The following is a 17,386-nucleotide window of genomic DNA, read 5'->3' as shown; positions in this document are numbered from 1 at the left end:
GGCCTGTTAATCTGCCATCAGTATATAACTTATCTCTTAGCCAAAATAGTATCTTTGCGGGCATGAACATCCTGATCCTCGGTTCGGGCGGAAGGGAAAGCGCCTTCGCCTGGAAATTATCGCAAAGCCCAAAATGCGAATCATTGTTTATTGCTCCCGGTAATGCCGGCACAGGGCAGTATGGCACCAATGTAAACATTAAGGTTACCGATTTTGCCGCCATTAAACAATTTGTACTGGCCAACAACATCAATATGGTATTGGTAGGCCCCGAGGAGCCGCTGGTAAAAGGCGTTCACGATTTCTTTTTAGCCGATGATGAGATAAAACACATCCCGGTGGTTGGCCCGCAGGCCGAGGGCGCTCAGCTGGAGGGTAGTAAGGATTTTTCAAAGCAGTTTATGCAGCGCCACAATGTGCCTACCGCGGCATCGCGCACGTTTACTCGCGAAACCTTGCAGGATGGCCTGGAGTTTTTACCAACCATTGGCCTGCCCGTAGTATTAAAAGCTGACGGACTTGCCGCTGGTAAAGGTGTATTGATATGCACAACTCTTGAAGAAGCCGAGCTTGAACTAACCGAAATGCTTAACAACGCCAAATTTGGCGAAGCCAGCTCAAAGGTGGTTATCGAGCAGTTTTTGCAGGGTATTGAACTTTCGGTATTTGTACTTACTGACGGTAATAGTTATAAAGTGCTGCCATCAGCCAAGGATTATAAACGTATTGGCGAGGGCGATACCGGCTTGAATACCGGTGGCATGGGTTCAGTTTCGCCGGTGCCGTTTGCTGATGATGAGTTTTTGAAAAAGGTTGAGGAGCGCGTGATCATCCCTACGGTTGAAGGTTTAAAGCAAGATAACATACCTTATAAAGGCTTTATTTTTATAGGCCTGATGAATTGCGGCGGCGACCCTTACGTAATTGAATACAACTGCCGCATGGGCGACCCTGAAACCGAAAGCGTATTGCCACGTATCGAGAGTGATCTGGTTGATCTGCTGGAAGGTGTTGCCGAGGGTAATTTGATAGATAAACAATTCACCATATCTGATAAAGTGGCAGCTACCATAGTATGTGTAGCAGGCGGCTACCCGGGCGAATACCTGAAAGATAAAACCATCACCGGTATCGAGAACATTCGCGAGTCGATAGTTTTCCACGCGGGCACCACTACCGTTGGCGAGGATATACGCACCGCCGGCGGACGTGTATTGGCCATTACTACCTTACAGGATAACCTGTTCGACGCCCTGCAACAAGCCACTGCCGATGCCAGTCGTATTTATTATGATGGTGTTTACTTTAGGAAAGATATCGGGTTTGACCTGGTATAAATAGTCATTGACTGTTGATTTGGGGGGTGATTTTTTATGGCGTTGATTGGCCTGCAATCTACTCTCACCTCTTGTCATTTCGAGTGGTAACGAGAAATCTGTCTGCGTTCATAGTAAGGCGATAGATTTCTCCTCGTACCTCGTTCGAAATGACATAACAATAAAATGAAGCGTAGGCCATGTCACCCTGAGCCTGTCGAAGGGCGAGCGAGGGCCTAATTAAGCAGCGAATGCTTCGACAAGCTCAGCATGACAAATCACAAACCATAGGTTACTGGTACGAAGCAATGCCGAAAACGGGAGTCACCATCAAAACACCCTGCACAACAACCCCTTCAAATACTCCCCTTCCGGAAAGGATGAACGTACCGGGTGATCTTCGGGTTGGCAAAACTGGTGGATGAATTGCACCTGTTTGCCAGCATCAAGGGCCGCCCAGGCCAATACCTGCTTAAAGGTTTCCAGATCCATAGCGCCGGAGCAGGAATAGGTGGCCAGCAGGCCGCCATCGTTAAGCAGCAGCATGGCTACGCGGTTCAGATCCTTATAAGCGCGGGATGCCCTGTCGAGCGCCGAGCGTGAGGGGGCGTATTTTGGCGGATCGAGTACAATTACGTCAAATTTTTCGCCGTCATCCTTAAAGCGGCGTAGCTGGCTGTTTACATCAGCCTTAATAGCCTCATGTTTTGAGGTGTCAAACCCGTTCAGGCGTATATTTTCGTTCAGTGTTTCAACAGCAAGTGCCGAGCTATCCACACTGGTAACTGATGCTGCCTCGTTTTTTAAGCTATTGAGTGTGAAGCCTCCGGTGTACGAAAAGCAATCGAGCACTTTTTTGCCTTTGGCGTATGATGCCAGTATGCGGCGATTATCGCGCTGATCGCAATAAAAGCCTGATTTTTGTCCTTCGGCAATGTTGATGCCGTAGGTGATGCCATTCTCTTTTACCTCTACCAGTTCGGGCGGTGGGGTGCCCCATAGCAGCTTATTTTCGGTTGTCAAGCCTTCGTGCTGGCGCGATGAAGCATCGCTTTTATCAAAAATACTTTTGGGGTTGAGCAGTTTTTGCAGTTCATCAATTATTACGGGCATATTATTCTCGATACCCGAGGTAAGTATTTGTACTGCCAGATGGTCGGCATATTTATCTACTATTAGTCCGGGCAGGTAATCAGCCTCGCTAAAAATGAGGCGACAGGTGTTGGTTTCACCATCGGCAAGTACATGTTTGCGGGCACTAACGGCATCGGCAACCTTGGCGCGGAACCAGGCCTCATCTATCTGCACCTCCTCGTTCCATTCCAGCAGCCTTACTGCCACGCGCGATTTATCGTTATAAAAACCATAGGCCATAAATAAGCCCTGGGCAGATACCAGCCGCACCACCTCGCCATTTTTAGGTTTACCCTTTACACGCTCAACAGCGCCCGAAAAAACCCAGGGATGGCGTTGCAATACTGCCTTTTCCTTACCTTTTTTTAATATAACATCAACCATAGCACAAAGGTAGCAATTACAATGTGTTATGGCTGCCTGCTATCGGGCTTTATCAGTTTTTGCACCTCGGCAGCCACCACCCTGCCCGATATAATGGCCGGCGGCACACCCGGCCCCGGCACGGTAAGCTGCCCGGTATACAGCAGGTTTTTGATGTGCTTTGCCCGCATGGCCGGCTTTAAAAAGGCGGTTTGGCTCAGGGTATTCGCCAACCCGTAGGCGTTGCCCTTGTAGGAGTGATAATCGGCCTTAAAATCATTCATGGCATAGCTGCGTTTTACGATTATGTTATCGCGGATGCTTTCGCCGGTAACGCTTTCAAAGCGGTTAACCATAATGTCGAAATACTTTTCGCGCATGGCCTCGCTATCCTGCAGGCCGGGTGCTAATGGCATCAGGAAGAACATGTTTTCGCAGCCCTCGGGCGCTACACTGCTATCCGTTTTTGATGGGCATGAGGCATAGAACAGCGGCTTTGATGGCCATTGTGGTTCGGTGTATATCTCGTGCGCATGCTGATTAAAGTCCTCATCAAAAAACAGGTTATGGTGCTTTATGTCGCCCAGTTTTTTATTCAGGCCGATGTAAAACAGCAAACTCGATGGCGACATGGTACGGCTATCCCAATACTTTTCGGTGTAGTTTCTGTAAGGCTCATCTATCAAATGCTGATCAACATGGGCATAATCGGCACCGGCTACTATAAAGTCGGCCTGGTATTGGCCCTTGTCGGTTTCAATAACGGTTATATGTTTGTTCTCTACCTTCAGATGTTTTACTTCGGTATCAAGCTTTATAGTAACACCTAATTCTTTGGCAAGGTTCACCATCGCCTTTACTATCTCGTTCATGCCGCCCATGGGGTACCAGGTTCCTAATGCTAAGTCGGCATAGTTCATCATGCTGTACATGGCGGGCGTGTTCTGTGGGGTAGCACCCAAAAACAGCACCGGGAACTCTAATAATTTTATCAGTTTTGAATTACGAAAGTACTTACGTAAGTGCTTACTCATATTGGTAAGCAATTGTATGCCGATGCTTTTTTTGATGAGATCGAGATCAAAGTATTCGGTTATGGAGTGCGAAGGCTTGAATACATACTCGCCCATGCCTACACGGTATTTGTATTCGGCCTGCTTTAAGAATTGTCTTAATTTAACGCTGCTGCCGGGTTCAATAGCATCAAACATGGCTTCAAGTTCTGGCATTTCTGCGGGAACATCCAATTCATCACCCTTACCAAAATACACCCGGTAGCCCGGGTCGAGGCGTTTTAATTGGTAATAGTCCGACGGTTTTTTACCGAACAGCGTGAAGAAATCCTCAAAAACATCGGGCATCCAGTACCAGCTTGGGCCCATATCAAAACGGAAGCCCTGGGTTTCCCAAACCTGCGCGCGACCGCCGGGTTGGCTGTTTTTTTCGTAAATAGTTACCTCATAGCCTTGTTTGGCCAAAACGCAGGCGGCACTCAGCCCCGCGAAGCCCGATCCAATAACGGCGATCTTATTTTTAAGCATGTATCACACTAATAACCCAAAGTAGGTAAATTGTTTGAACCGCTAAAAAACAAAGCGAATGTTAATTTGTACATTTGAGGTAACCCTCAATTTATGATGCAGCTATACGATAGCACCTGTTTTGATTGCAGTCGGCTTATTACTAATAACTACAGTACCTCGTTCAGTTTGGGTATAAAGGCCTTTGCACAAAAATTCAGGGACCCTATTTACGCTATTTATGGTTTTGTACGTTATGCCGATGAAATTGTAGATACCTTCCACGAGCATGATAAACCAAAGCTGATAGCCGCTTTCAGGGCCGAAACCTTTAAGGCGATTAAGGAGCGCATCAGCCTGAACCCGGTATTACATTCCTTCCAGATAGTGGTGAACCATTACCGTATTGATACCGACCTGATCGATGCCTTTTTGACCTCGATGGAAATGGATCTGTATACCCAAAACTATGACGAGGATGGCTACAAGGCCTACATTTATGGCTCGGCCGAGGTGGTGGGCCTGATGTGCCTGCGGGTATTTTGCGAGGGTAACGAACACCAGTACCAGGCTTTAGTGCCCAATGCTTGCAGCCTGGGATCGGCATTCCAAAAGGTGAACTTTTTGCGTGATGTAAAGGCTGACCGTGAGGAACGTGGCCGCACTTACTTCCCGAACGTGAACTTTGACCAATTTACTGAGCGCGATAAGCAAGCCATTGAGCTCGACATACAAAAGGATTTTGACGATGCCTTTGAAGGCATTAAAAAACTACCTGTAGGCAGCAAGCTTGGGGTATATATTGCCTATACTTATTACAAGCAATTGTTTAAAAAGATCATCCGCACACCGGTTGATGACATACTGCAAAAAAGGGTTCGCGTATCAGACACACGAAAATTAGCGTTATTTGCTCAGGCTGTTATGCAGCAAAAACTTAACGTTATTTAATGAAGGCCCTTTTTTTAAGCTGTTTTATATTCATCAGCATTGGTTTTATACAAGCAAAAGCCAATGAGCACGACCCTGAAACCATACGCAAGCACCTGATTACGGCGCTTAAAAGCAGTAAAACCACTGATTCGCTTTACGATAAACTGGATGCCGTTAAGCATAAAAACGCCCTGATAACCGGCTACCTCGGCACCTTGCAGGCGCTTAAGGCCGTACACGCCTGGAACCCCATTACCAAGCTGAAATACCTCAACGCTGCCGAAAAAACCTATGCCGAAGCCGTAGCTGCCGATCCGCATAATATAGAGATACGGTTTATGCGCTTTTCTGTAGAGCATAACGTTCCGGGCTTTTTGGGTTTCCGAAAAAACATCGACGACGACCGCAAGACCATCATCGAACAGCTTAAGAAAAAGAACTACAGCGATGATGATAAGGATCTGATAAAAACCACGGTAAAATTTCTTATCGACTCAAAACGCTGCACCGCCGCCGAGAATGAGTATCTTAACAAGCAATTAGCTGCATTAAAGTGAAATACACTTACCTGATCATTAATTTCCTGACCATCATCTTCCCGATCATGCTTTCGTTTGACAGGCGGGTGCAGTTCAGCAAAAGCTGGAGGCATATTTGGCCCGGCCTTGCTATAACCGGTTTGGTGTTTTTGTTTTGGGATGTGCTTTTTACCGTAAAAGGGGTATGGTGGTTTAATCCTGAGCGTATTGTGGGCATTAACTTTTTTGGTTTACCCCTGGAGGAGATCCTTTTCTTTTTAACCGTACCCTTTGCATGCATTTTTATTTACGCCTGCCTTAACTACTATGTAAAGTGGCAGCCCAATATCAGGCTTACGCGTATTATATCAAACATGTTGCTTATACTATCGGCAGTGTTGCTGATACTGTATTACGACAGGCTGTATACCGCCGTAACCTTCGGCTTATTGTTTGTGCTGATAGTTTACCTGCAATTTATGGTAAATGCCGAATGGCTGAGCAGGTTTTATATGGCTTATGCGGTAACATTAATACCATTTTATATAGTTAACGGCTTGCTTACATCAATACCCGTAGTGTTATATAACGATGCCGAGAATATTGGTGTACGTGCTGGTACTATACCTTTTGAGGATCATTTTTATTCGCTGGCCCTGCTGGTGATGAACGTTGGCCTGTTTGAGTACTTTAAACGCCGTAATAGCAAAGTACATGGATGATCTGCCGCTATATACCCGCTCGCAATTAGCCCTGCGCAACGGGCAGGATAAGCCACAAATTTGGGTGGCCTACCTGGGTATTATCTATGATGTAACCGAAAGCCGCCTGTGGCGTAACGGCAAACACTACGAACACTGGGCCGGGCAAGACCTTACCGAAGAACTGGCCGATGCCCCGCACACACATTCTGTTTTTGAGAAGTTTGAGAAGGTGGGAAGACTTAGCCCCGGCCCCCCAACCCCCTAAAGGGGGAGCTTAAAAAAACATTATTATATAACTTGATTTTTTGCTCCCCCTTTAGGGGGTTGGGGGGCCGTAGTTGGGCCTGAGTTTTACAATTCAAACTTCGACAGCTTCACAAATTGCTGTACGCGTTCTGTTATTTGTTCTTCGGTCAAATTCTTAATTCTTTCGGGACCGAACTTTTCTACGCAGAATGATGCCAAGGCTGAGCCGTAGATCAACGCGTTTTTCATGTTATTAAAGTTAACGCTGCCCACTTTGGCCAGGTAACCGATAAAGCCACCGGCAAAGGTATCGCCGGCACCGGTTGGGTCGAACACTTCGGCAAGCGGCAATGCAGGCGTAGCGAAAACCGAATCCTTATCAAACAACAATGCGCCATGCTCGCCTTTTTTAATTACCAGGTATTTTGGGCCCATGGTTAATATTTTAGCGGCAGCCTTAACCAGCGAATACTCGCCCGATAGCTGACGGGCTTCCTCGTCGTTAATGGTCAGTACGTCCACCATCTTTAACGTATCAAGCAAATCATCCAGTGCGATGTTCATCCAAAAGTTCATGGTATCCATCACGATCAGCTTTGGGCGCTTAGTTAGGCGCTTGATAACCGTTTGCTGCACCTGCGGGGTAAGGTTGCCCAGCATCAGGTATTCGCAATCCTGGTAGCTGTCCGGAATTATCGGGTCGAAATCGGCAAGCACGTTCAGGTCGGTAACCAGCGTGTCGCGACTGTTCATGTCGTTATGGTATTTGCCTGCCCAAAAAAAGGATTTTTCACCTTTTTTTATCTGCAAGCCCTCGGTATTGATGCCGTGCGAATTAAAATCGTCTATTTCGCTCTGGTGAAAATCATCGCCAACAACAGCAACAATTTTAACTTTATCATAAAAATATGAAGCCGATAAACCCGCGTAAGACGCTGAGCCACCGACTATTTTGTCAGTTTTACCAAAGGGTGTTTCAATAGCGTCGAACGCTACGGTGCCAATAACAACCAAACTCATGTTAAAATATTTTAAATTTTTTTTCCGCAAATATTGTGAAATTAAAGCAGAAAATATACTTTTGCACACCCAATCGGTAAAAAGCATTCCTGAGTAGCTCAGCCGGTTAGAGCATCTGACTGTTAATCAGAGGGTCGCTGGTTCGAGCCCAGCCTCAGGAGCATTAAGGCAAGCACGGTAAAACGGTCGCTTGCCTTTCTTTTACCTCCAATTCACTGTTAATCAAGTGTATACAAGAGTACAAATCGCTCGTTTGAGCGGTTCGATGTTGCAATTCTTCAGAAGTGAATTTTTTGGGGTAAATCGAACCAATTAAGTCGCGATTTACATAAGTTTCTAATTGTGAATAGATTGTGTTTAGCTTGATTAATTTATCCATTGCGATTGTTAATAACGGCTCGATATTAACAACCGTTTTCTTTTGCCCAATCAATTCTGCCGATGCCGGCGCCTTTGCACTCCTTATCTATTTAGCCGTTAGGTTGTTTTCTGGATACGGGGCGTCCATTTGTTGTTGGCATCATTGGGCGTTTACAGTAGTTCTTTTTGACTGGAAAACAAGGAATGAACTGCGATGGCTTCTTTTCAAGGCTATCAATTCTTTTTTCCAGCGATGATACTTTTTGTTTATTCAGAGAGTCGTTCAACTGTAAGCGTGTCACAGCATCTTTTACTTTACTGATCTCTTTTTGCAAGTCATCGGGTTTTTCAGTCCCGCTGAAAACACTGAGAATAAACAGGAATATACCAATAAAGCAACAAGCTGCCTGCCTGTTGAAATGAGTTTTGGTATTGAGGATATCCCAAGTGCCCGCAAAGCCATCCTTCCTTGCTTTATCAATCCCTTTGCCACCAAAATAGATGCTAGCCACAAAGGCGAAAAGTGCTCCCCCGAAAATCAGATAGTACCAAAAGCTAACATCCCTTTTATCAAGGATGAATACGCCGAATGTTCCTATAACGGCGATCATCGCTAAAGCCGCAGTTATCAGCTGACCACTTAGGTTGATACCGATGTTTACTGCTTCCCTTTTATCGTCGCTCATCCCCAGATCTCAAATTTGGTACTTCTTAATTCTCTCCATAACCGGTCGATAGATTGCATGATGGCATGGCCGCTTACCTCTGCGCTATCGTTCGTGCGGTAACTTTCTGTCGCATCCCTGATGATGGTACGCACATCGTCCGAGATTACCTTGAGCAGGTTAACAGGTTCTGGTACGAATTGCGGAAAACGCCTAGCTTCTGCCAGGGGGCGGACAATCATATGATGGAAATTTACGAGCAAAAAGAATTTGGCATCCGGCCTGAAATTTTTGTAGCCGATGGTGTTATCGTCTATCGCTCTGCGGATTGTCCTAAGCATATCGTCTTCAAATGGGAAATATGGTCTGTACGCCCGTCTTTCATCATAGATATAATCGGCATAAAGGTTCTCGTAAGCTTGATAATAGTTACTGTCCATTGTATAAAATATAGGTATTTGGAATACGCTTGAAATTACGAAATCTGCAGCATATTAACATGCATTTTATTTACGCGGTCGCTCGTAACAACGTTAGTTGTCCCGTTTTATATTGAGGACCTCGAATTTAGAGAATCGCGATGTAAGTAAGGTCTGCGTTATTTTGTTTAATAACTCCCAGAAGCCTCAAGAGAAGGCGAATTATGATTCAACTGCTATATGTCGCATTTCGTGTAAAACGGAAAGTATACGGATTCCGTATCACTTGTTTAATGCGAGTTGTCGCAGGGGAATAAAGTTCACCCTTACATTCCAGCTCACATAATCATCCCATTCTGATTCACGTCACGGATGATGTTATCCAACGTCAGGCAGCTGGCCTTACGGTCGCGAATAAAGGCATTCAGGGCATCCGGGTAATTACCGTAAATACTGACATAACTTGTATGAACACTGTATGGCCAGGAAAACAAAAGGTATTTGTATTTCAATGTAACCCCTTGGGCAATATATATAAACAGAATGGAACTTATTAAATTACGCTTTGCAGCGTCGTCAAAACTTTTAAACTTTCTAGTATTTGGTTCAAATGAAGTCTGGCACGGGGAGCCATAAGGCAAGCACGGTAAAACGGTCGCTTGCCTTTCTTTTTTACTTTAAATTCTTCTTAACCCACGTAATTATAAGAATATAAATCGCTTGGACTTGTTTGTTTTCATACGTCAATCATTCAGCTGATCCATGTTTGAAAAACAAACAAAGCCTCCCTTTTGAGGAGGCTTTGAAAAATAAATGAAGAAAAGAAACAATTAAAATGTAAACTCGGTAAGTACCGGGAAATGGTCTGACGGGAATTTGCCGCGGTAGCTATCCGTTAGTATACCCCAACGTTTAACATCGGCATTGCCGGTTACAAATACGTGGTCAATTATACCATCCTTATCCAGAGCTTTGCCAAAGTTGTTGAATGAGGCATTGAAAAAGTAAGGGTGTTTGGCCATTGAGTAGGTATCTTTCAGGTAATCCGATGTTGCTAAACGCTGGTACCAGGTACTTTCATGGTCGCCGTTCAAATCGCCGGTAAATACGGCTTTTTCATTGCCTGCAATCTCTTTTATCTTTTTCAGGATAAGCTTGCTGCTTTCCTCACGTGCTACCTTGCCTTCATGATCAAAGTGCGCGTTAAAAAAGTAGAACTTCTTTTTGCTTTGCTTATCCAGCAGGTAAACCCATGAGCATATACGGTTGCAGCAGGTGGCATCCCAGCCAAGGCCCGGTTTGTCAGGAGTTTCTGACAGCCAGAAATTGCCTTTCTTTAACACCTGGAAACGATCTTTTTTAAAGAATATGGCCGAATGCTCGCCACCCTCCTTGCCATCATCACGGCCAAGTCCATAGCGCTCATACTCCGGCAGGGCTTTGCTCAGGTCGTCAAGCTGTACTTTGCGGCCTTCCTGTGTGCCTATCACATCAAAATCATGAAAGCGGATAAGCGCGGCGGCAACCGGCGCACGGTTTTCCCACAGGTTACCGGTATCGCCCGAATTATTAAAACGCAAGTTGAACGAGCCTGCTATTAAATGCTGTGCCTGTGTTGCACCGCAACTAAGTAAAAGCAGTGCCGAAATAAATAAGTGTTTAATTTTCATAGTACTTGTATTGTATTTTGTATTACCAGCCCGGGTTTTGGCCAAGCTTTGGATTGATCAGCCTGTCGGCCTCCGGTATTGGGTAAAGATAGTATTTATCATCCCATTGGCGCTGTACGTTGGTAAGCCAGGTAAGCTCGTTAGCGCTGTTTAACCGTTGCGGGTTCACCGTACCATTAGCCAGATTATCGGCCACGCTTACATAAGTTACGCCTGCAACAGGGCTGGCCGGCATGGTACGGTAAAAGGCCACATCAAGCTTGCCATCGCCGTTAAGATCAAGCGGGGTGTTCAGTTCAGGTACATAAAAGCCGTTCCAGGCCATATCCATCAGCGGGCCGCGTTTCCAACGGATAATATCATTAAAACGGAAGCCCTCAAACACCAGCTCAATACTGCGCTCACGCCTGATCTCTAACAACGATGCATCAGTAATAGCCGGGAAGTAATTGGTTTGCAAATAGCTATCAATAACTGTTGGCTTTGTTGATGTATTGCCCGTTATACCGGCACGGCGACGTAGTGCGCCAGCAGTTATGTTCCAGTCGGCATCAGTTAGTGTGCCCAACTCGGCCTTTGCTTCGGCATAGTTAAGCAATACTTCGGCATAACGGAATGATGGTATCGAATTGGTATTACGGCTACCGCCATCCATCGAGGCATCATCCTGCGTAAGTTTTATGGGCTGATAGCCAGTATACGTGTATGAAAATACCGGCGGGGCAACCTCCTGCATAGTGCCGTTTAAACGGGTGTAAGTACCCATGCGTATGGTTTGCTGCAAACGCATATCGCGGCCTTTTACCTCCTCAACAAAAGGCAGGGTTTTATAATCTGTTCTGCCGGTAAACGGTGTGCCATCAATATTTAAATAGGTGTTTACAAACGTGCGGATGAGGCTTAAACGATCGCCATAGGTAGCGCTTGTCCAATACCAGTTGGCATCGTTAAACACACCCAGGGCCGGGTCAACCACAGCGGCCAGCATTACTTCGGCAGCGACAGGTGTAGTACCGGTAAATAACTGGCGATAGGCCGCACCTGTACCCCCGGCTGTGCTCAGGCTAAAGGCGTTGGCATCCATTACCGTTTTGGCGGCATCGGCAGCTTGTTGTAACAAGCCGTTGGCTGATGAACCCAGATCATACTCGGTATGATATTTACGGAAAGTACCCTCAAATAAACATACCCTTGATTTAAACGCGTACACAATGTTTTTAGTGATCTGCGTGCGTGAGTTATCATTAGTAAGGATGATGTTTTGCGCGGCATAATCCAAATCGGCAATGATCGAATCAACCACCAGCGCGCGCGAATCGCGGCCACCGTATAGTTTCGGGTCATCAGCATTCATCGGGGTGCTTATCCATGGCACATCGCCAAAACGCTTAAGCTTATCAAAGTAAAACCACGCGCGGAAAAAGCGGGCCAGGCCATTAAAATTCCTGCGCTGATCTTCGGCTACTGTAGGCCTGTTGTTGTTAGCTAAAAAGTAATTGATGTTACGCAGTGCTGTCCACGTCCACCCGGTACTTTGCTGGGCATTGTAAGCGCCGGGGCGCAAAAAATCGGGTACTGAGGTGCGGGCGGCATAGTCAGCCATGGCATCACTGCGTACCAGAGCCCCGGCATCGGGCAAATTCTCATAAAACGAGTTGGCATACAGTTGCAACCCGTTCACACTACCAAATACAGCTGAGTTTGTAGCGGCTGATTTTGGCTCCTGATCAAGCTTTTTACAGCCGGCAGCTATAATGCTTGCCAATACTACGCCCGCCAGGAGATTTATATATTTAAATTTTATCGAAAACATATTTAATCCGGTTAAATTGTTTGTGTTAGCTGATTAAAAGGTTGCAGATAAACCCAGTGTTACACTTTTAAGTATTGGGTAGTTATTACCATTACCGCTTGATCCGTCGGTTAACACCCTGTCTGATCCGTTGATGCTTTCAGGGTCGATATCCTTGGTGATCTTATACAATGGCGACCATGTTAGCAGGTTCTCGCCCGATACAAATACACGCAGGTTGGTCAGCTTAACTTTCTTTATAATGTTCAATGGCAGGTTATACCCTAACTGGATGTTTTTAAGGCGCAGGTAGGCCGCGTTTTGCAAATACTTGGTTTGTGCCTGCGTTAACTCACCCGAGCCATTTTGTGCCGAGTAGCCACGGTAGCGCGGGAAGTAAGCATCCGGGTTATCCTCTGACCATATGTTGCCCAGCATTGATACCGGTATCTTATTATAAGGCCTGTTATACTGCCCCCAGAATACGCCCGCTTCTGAACCCGGGTACCAATCTCGCTTGCCAACACCCTGTAAAAATGCCGAGAACGAGAAGTTATTCCAGTCGGCATTTAAGCCTATGCCATAAGTGTAGCGAGGGGTTGTGTTACCTATCACACGGCGGTCGCCGGGGTTATCGGCAGTTTGTAAGCCGTAATCAATAACACCGTTACCATCCAGATCGGCAAATTTTATATCGCCCGGTAATAACTGGCCGGTTGTTGATGCCTTGGTGATAATTTGTTTAGGCGAGTTAGCTATTTCCTCTGCCGATGTAAAGTAGCCTAAAGTGGTGTAGCCCCAAATTTCGCCCAGGGTTTGGCCGGTGTAATAATCGCTCAGCCTTTTAGTAGCGTTGTTGTATTTGGTGATCTTTGACAGGTAATCAGACAAAGTAAGCCTTACATTATAATTGAATGGCTTGCTGCCCAGGTCAAATTTATCATGCCAGTTCACGGTAACCTCCCAGCCTTTGGTTTGCAGGTCGGCATAATTACCCTTCGGCGGGTCGGCACCAAATACAGCCGGAACAGTCGGCCCTACGGTATACATATTCCGGGTGTCACGTATGTAAGCATCAGCACTGATGCTCAGTTTTTCATTCAACAAGCCCAGGTCAATACCTATGTTTTTAGTGCGTGAGGTTTCCCAGGTAAGCCCATCAGGCAGTACCGCCGGGATGCTTGTGCGTTGTGGTAACACACCATTAATTATACGGCCAGAACGTGAAATACCAAAGGTTTCCTGAAACACGTATGAATTGATGGCACCGTTACCTAATGAACCGTATGAACCACGCACTTTTAAGTTGCTTATCGCGTTTTTTAATGGCTCAAAAAAAGGCTCCTCAGATGCACGCCAACCGGCAGATACCGAAGGGAAGAATGCATAACGCTGATCGGAGGGGAATTTTGACGAACCATCGTAACGGCCATTAGCCTCGATCAGGTACCTGTCCTTGTACGTATAGTTCAACCTGTAAAAACCACCAACTATGGCCCATTGCTCCCAACCGCCCGATGTGGTGATGGATTGGCCCAGCGCGAGGTTAATATCGGTAGCATCCTCAAACACCAAACCGTTACGCAGTGCGGCAAGGCGCTCAAAGGTTGATTGCTCGTAGTTAAAACCGGCCAATGCCTTAAAGTAGTGGCCGCCTTTTAATTTAGGCTCATACTCGCCATAAATATTGGTAGCTAAATACTGCGTGGTTTGATCTATGTTTTGTAGATCGTTATAAGCTGTACCCACGTACTCTATCACCCCCGGCTTGCGGCTGTAAGGCACCTGCACACGTTTCTGATCCTGATTGTTGTCAGTGTTTTGGAACGTAAAGTCGCCTTTTACACGAAACACATTATCAAAAAAGTGCGCGTTAAAGCTGGTAGTGTTACGGAAAACACGATTGTTAAAATCGATACCGTTTTTACCATAATATAAATCGCCAACCGAGTAAGCCGCCGAGAAGGTTAATGTACCATCAGGGTTAAACATAGGTACCATGGTGTGGCCTTCATCGGCAATGTTACGCCATATACTGCCACCCTCGCCCACGTTTAGCGGGTTATGGTATTTCATGCTCGAGTAATCGGCATTGTTGCTGATGGTTAACCATGGGTATACCTGTAACGAGCCTTTGGCACGCAGGTTATAAATGCCATAATCATCGCTATTATAGCGGAACAAACCATCCTGTGAAAAATAACGACCGGTGATCAGGAAATCAGCCTTGCCACTATTGCCCGATACAGAAAGGTTATGCTCCTGCGCGCTGTTATGATCTTTGTACAACAGCTTATACCAATCGGTATCGCCATAATACTCATATTCGCCGGCGGCGTTAACTATAGTAGTTGGCAATGATGGGTCATTGTTTCGGCGCTCCAGTTCGGCCAGGTAATCCTGAGAGAATTTTACTGTTTTGTTGATGTTTTGCGGGGTTTGCGAGTAATCATTCCACGCGCTCCAGGCCTCATTGAACATCTTGGCGAAAGTGTAGCCATCAGTAACATACTCGGGCACCGTGGTAGGACTTTTTATAGCCTGGTTGAATGAGTAGGTTACGCTTGTTCTGTCTTTCGATGGATTTTTGGTAGTGATCAATACCACCCCAAAGGCACCACGCGCGCCATATATAGCTGCCGATGATGCATCCTTAAGTACCGACACACTGGCAATATCGCTCGGGTTTATACGGCTTGGGTCGCCCTCAACACCATCAACCAACACCAGCGCGTTACCACCCTGACCAATCGATGTCATACCGCGAATATTGAACGTTGGCGATTGGATAGGCTTACCATCCAAAGGCACAATGTTTAAATTGGGAATGGTACCCTGTAATCCTTGCGATAGGTTTGGCAACGAACGGTTCTCTAACACCTTTGATGTTACCTGATCAACCGCGCCGGTAAGGTTTTCCTTTTTTTGCGTGCCGTAACCTACTACCAGCACCTCATTCAAGGTACCGCTTTGTCCGTTAAGGGCAATGGTATTTAGCTGTGTGGTTTGGCCAGCGTTTACACGTACGCCCGGTATACGCTTGGTTTCGTACGATATAAAACTCACCACAGCGGTGTAAACACCTTCTTCGGCATCAATGTTGAATGATCCGTCAACCTGGGCTTGTACACCCTTGTTGGCCTCTAACAGCATAACGGTAGCGCCGGGTAATGGCTCGCCCTTTTCATCAACTACTTTACCGGTAACACGGCCTGTTGCGGCTGCCGGTTTTACCTGCTTTTTAAAAAGGGTTACAGTGCCGGGCACTTCCTCCTTAAAACCGATGGCGGTATTGCCCAGTAGTTTTTTCAGGATGTTATACAGGCGCTCGTTACTAAAGTCCTGATTTTTTATTTTGATACTATTGAGGTTAAGTATTTGCGGATCATAGGCAAAATCTACCCGACCAGCTTGTTCAACCTTTTTAATTGAAGCGGCAAGCGTTTCATTTTTCAGTGAAACACTTATACGCTTATCAAATATTTGCCCTGATGACGGCGAGGCGCTCAGCACTCCCGTAAAGGCTATTAATGCGGTGTATATCAGAAACGTAATACGCATAGCTTTACTTAAGCGACGTAAGTTTTTTTTCATACATTTGATTTCTTTTAGTGAATTTTAATTAACGATCTAAAGGGGCGCAAGGCTGTTAGGGCTCAATCTGTCAGCTATGCAAGCATTTGGCCGGTACTGCTTCAGTTCCGGCTTTTTTATTTCCTGTTAATAAAGTATTACTTCATTATCTGTCCTCCTGTAATGGTTTTGATGCACCGAGCATATTATGCGCAGTGTTTCATCAAGGGTGTGTTGTGTATTGATCTTAAGATTGTATTGATAATTAATAGTAGCCTCGTTAGTACTGCTCAGCTTAATGTTGTAAGTATTTTGCAGGGCAAGGGCAAGCTCACTGAATGTGGCATTGCTCAGTATTATTTTACCGGTTGTCCATGCCCGGGCAATGGATGCATCAACGGTGGTAATGTTGGCTATGCCGCTATCCACATCATAATTTACCTGCATGTTTGGGGTAAGTGTGGCCAGCAGTTTTTTGTTAGAGTTAACCTGCACCTTGCCTGTACGTACAGTTACGCTGGCCTTTTTTAAACTGCCATAAGCCTTTACGTTGAATGATGTACCCAACACCTTTGTAGTTACATGCGGCGTTTTTACCAGGAATGGCCGCTGCGGGTTTTTAGTTACCTCAAAAAACGCCTCGCCTTCATCCAGGTAAACGTAACGTTGTTGTTCGGCCTGAAAATCATCACTTATGCGTATCTCGCTTTTGGCGTTCAGCCATACCGACGAACCATCGGGCAGTTTTACTTTTTTTACCTCGCCGGTTTTTGTTTTGATAGAAGTAAAATGTCTGCTATCGGCATTGGTGGTAAACTGCGTGATACTTTTTTTGCGGATAAATAACGATACCGAAACCAGCAGCACAGTAACAGCTGCCGCGTAGCGCATAATTTTAATGGTACGTATGCGGGCCGGGGTCTTTACTGTTTTATTGATGCCGGCACGTATCTCCTGCTTAAGGCGTTCTTCGTCAACCGCGCTCAGCTCCTGCCCATCGTGGTAAGAGGCATACCAATCGTCAACAAGTTGCTTTTCATCATCAGTAACCTCGTTGCGGGCATAGCGGTCTAACAGATCCTTGAGTTCGGCAGGTGTCATTCAGTAATTGTGCTTTTAATATCAAGTTGCACAACTACCGCTTTACTACCTC

At 45.9% G+C, this 17,386-nt stretch carries 14 protein-coding genes and 1 tRNA gene; 6 read left to right on the top strand and 9 right to left on the bottom strand.

Features of this window, described 5'->3' with window-relative positions:
• The first annotated feature begins 62 nt into the window (after positions 1–62).
• Entirely contained in the window at positions 63–1,337 is a 1,275-nt protein-coding gene (gene purD, locus IM792_RS10930) for a phosphoribosylamine--glycine ligase (protein WP_194101878.1), read from the top strand.
• A 309-nt stretch (positions 1,338–1,646) separates the two neighbouring features.
• Here the strand turns inward: purD and IM792_RS10925 are convergent, their stop codons facing one another.
• Both IM792_RS10925 and crtI read right to left on the bottom strand, forming a co-directional pair.
• Entirely contained in the window at positions 1,647–2,834 is a 1,188-nt protein-coding gene (locus IM792_RS10925) for a class I SAM-dependent rRNA methyltransferase (protein ID WP_194101877.1), read from the bottom strand.
• A 26-nt stretch (positions 2,835–2,860) separates the two neighbouring features.
• Positions 2,861–4,354, bottom strand: a complete 1,494-nt coding sequence (crtI, locus tag IM792_RS10920) for a phytoene desaturase family protein (protein WP_194101876.1) — start codon at positions 4,352–4,354, stop codon at positions 2,861–2,863.
• A gap of 93 nt (positions 4,355–4,447) precedes the next feature.
• Here crtI and IM792_RS10915 point away from each other — a divergent pair, with 93 nt between their 5' ends.
• From IM792_RS10915 to IM792_RS10900, 4 genes are read left to right on the top strand one after another with little or no spacing between them, the layout of a single operon-like run.
• Positions 4,448–5,284, top strand: a complete 837-nt coding sequence (locus IM792_RS10915; protein ID WP_194101875.1) for a phytoene/squalene synthase family protein — start codon at positions 4,448–4,450, stop codon at positions 5,282–5,284.
• Positions 5,284–5,823 carry a hypothetical protein gene (locus IM792_RS10910; RefSeq protein WP_194101874.1) on the top strand — a complete coding sequence of 180 codons (540 nt, stop codon included), beginning with the start codon at positions 5,284–5,286 and terminating at the stop codon, positions 5,821–5,823. Before IM792_RS10915 ends, IM792_RS10910 begins: the two co-directional genes overlap by 1 nt.
• Positions 5,820–6,506 (top strand): lycopene cyclase domain-containing protein, encoded by a 687-nt coding sequence (locus IM792_RS10905; protein ID WP_194101873.1) that lies wholly within the window; start codon positions 5,820–5,822, stop codon positions 6,504–6,506. Before IM792_RS10910 ends, IM792_RS10905 begins: the two co-directional genes overlap by 4 nt.
• Positions 6,499–6,753, top strand: a complete 255-nt coding sequence (locus tag IM792_RS10900) for a cytochrome b5 domain-containing protein (RefSeq protein ID WP_194101872.1) — start codon at positions 6,499–6,501, stop codon at positions 6,751–6,753. The genes IM792_RS10905 and IM792_RS10900 overlap by 8 nt, the downstream gene beginning before the upstream one ends.
• Before the next feature lie 86 nt (positions 6,754–6,839).
• Here the strand turns inward: IM792_RS10900 and IM792_RS10895 are convergent, their stop codons facing one another.
• On the bottom strand, positions 6,840–7,754 hold the full coding sequence (locus IM792_RS10895) for a PfkB family carbohydrate kinase (RefSeq protein ID WP_194101871.1): 915 nt from the start codon (positions 7,752–7,754) through the stop codon (positions 6,840–6,842).
• A gap of 87 nt (positions 7,755–7,841) precedes the next feature.
• On the opposite strand from IM792_RS10895, the gene IM792_RS10890 reads away from it, so the two are divergent.
• Positions 7,842–7,915: transfer RNA gene (locus IM792_RS10890), tRNA-Asn, on the top strand.
• Positions 7,916–8,224: 309 nt separating this feature from the next.
• On the opposite strand, the gene IM792_RS10885 is transcribed toward IM792_RS10890, so the two are convergent.
• From IM792_RS10885 to IM792_RS10860, 6 genes are all read right to left on the bottom strand, one after another.
• Positions 8,225–8,800: a hypothetical protein gene (locus IM792_RS10885; protein ID WP_194101870.1), complete on the bottom strand. Its 576-nt coding sequence runs from the start codon at positions 8,798–8,800 to the stop codon at positions 8,225–8,227.
• Positions 8,797–9,219 carry a hypothetical protein gene (locus IM792_RS10880; RefSeq protein WP_194101869.1) on the bottom strand — a complete coding sequence of 141 codons (423 nt, stop codon included), beginning with the start codon at positions 9,217–9,219 and terminating at the stop codon, positions 8,797–8,799. Before IM792_RS10880 ends, IM792_RS10885 begins: the two co-directional genes overlap by 4 nt.
• An 809-nt stretch (positions 9,220–10,028) precedes the next feature.
• Positions 10,029–10,868, bottom strand: a complete 840-nt coding sequence (locus IM792_RS10875; RefSeq protein WP_194101868.1) for an endonuclease/exonuclease/phosphatase family protein — start codon at positions 10,866–10,868, stop codon at positions 10,029–10,031.
• A 22-nt stretch (positions 10,869–10,890) separates the two neighbouring features.
• Entirely contained in the window at positions 10,891–12,681 is a 1,791-nt protein-coding gene (locus IM792_RS10870; RefSeq protein WP_194101867.1) for a RagB/SusD family nutrient uptake outer membrane protein, read from the bottom strand.
• Positions 12,682–12,714: 33 nt separating this feature from the next.
• Entirely contained in the window at positions 12,715–16,254 is a 3,540-nt protein-coding gene (locus IM792_RS10865; protein ID WP_194101866.1) for a TonB-dependent receptor, read from the bottom strand.
• A 126-nt stretch (positions 16,255–16,380) separates the two neighbouring features.
• The gene (locus tag IM792_RS10860) at positions 16,381–17,334 is read right to left on the bottom strand and encodes a FecR family protein (RefSeq protein ID WP_194101865.1); all 954 of its coding nucleotides are present in this window, start codon (positions 17,332–17,334) and stop codon (positions 16,381–16,383) included.
• Between the last annotated feature and the right edge of the window lie 52 nt (positions 17,335–17,386).

Source organism: Mucilaginibacter sp. JRF (assembly GCF_015223065.1).
In the GTDB taxonomy this organism is placed as follows: domain Bacteria; phylum Bacteroidota; class Bacteroidia; order Sphingobacteriales; family Sphingobacteriaceae; genus Mucilaginibacter.
This window is presented reverse-complemented; position numbering and strand designations above follow the sequence as displayed.

What these genes read in the sequence shown, in the direction of transcription:
- IM792_RS10915 (WP_194101875.1), top strand. Translation starts at nt 4,448, where the DNA reads ATGATGCAGCTATACGATAGCACCTGTTTTGATTGCAGTCGGCTTATT.
- IM792_RS10895 (WP_194101871.1), bottom strand. Translation starts at nt 7,754, where the DNA reads ATGAGTTTGGTTGTTATTGGCACCGTAGCGTTCGACGCTATTGAAACA.
- purD (WP_194101878.1), top strand. Translation starts at nt 63, where the DNA reads ATGAACATCCTGATCCTCGGTTCGGGCGGAAGGGAAAGCGCCTTCGCC.
- IM792_RS10880 (WP_194101869.1), bottom strand. Translation starts at nt 9,219, where the DNA reads ATGGACAGTAACTATTATCAAGCTTACGAGAACCTTTATGCCGATTAT.
- crtI (WP_194101876.1), bottom strand. Translation starts at nt 4,354, where the DNA reads ATGCTTAAAAATAAGATCGCCGTTATTGGATCGGGCTTCGCGGGGCTG.
- IM792_RS10925 (WP_194101877.1), bottom strand. Translation starts at nt 2,834, where the DNA reads ATGGTTGATGTTATATTAAAAAAAGGTAAGGAAAAGGCAGTATTGCAA.
- IM792_RS10860 (WP_194101865.1), bottom strand. Translation starts at nt 17,334, where the DNA reads ATGACACCTGCCGAACTCAAGGATCTGTTAGACCGCTATGCCCGCAAC.
- IM792_RS10875 (WP_194101868.1), bottom strand. Translation starts at nt 10,868, where the DNA reads ATGAAAATTAAACACTTATTTATTTCGGCACTGCTTTTACTTAGTTGC.
- IM792_RS10900 (WP_194101872.1), top strand. Translation starts at nt 6,499, where the DNA reads ATGGATGATCTGCCGCTATATACCCGCTCGCAATTAGCCCTGCGCAAC.
- IM792_RS10870 (WP_194101867.1), bottom strand. Translation starts at nt 12,681, where the DNA reads ATGTTTTCGATAAAATTTAAATATATAAATCTCCTGGCGGGCGTAGTA.
- IM792_RS10885 (WP_194101870.1), bottom strand. Translation starts at nt 8,800, where the DNA reads ATGAGCGACGATAAAAGGGAAGCAGTAAACATCGGTATCAACCTAAGT.
- IM792_RS10865 (WP_194101866.1), bottom strand. Translation starts at nt 16,254, where the DNA reads ATGAAAAAAAACTTACGTCGCTTAAGTAAAGCTATGCGTATTACGTTT.
- IM792_RS10910 (WP_194101874.1), top strand. Translation starts at nt 5,284, where the DNA reads ATGAAGGCCCTTTTTTTAAGCTGTTTTATATTCATCAGCATTGGTTTT.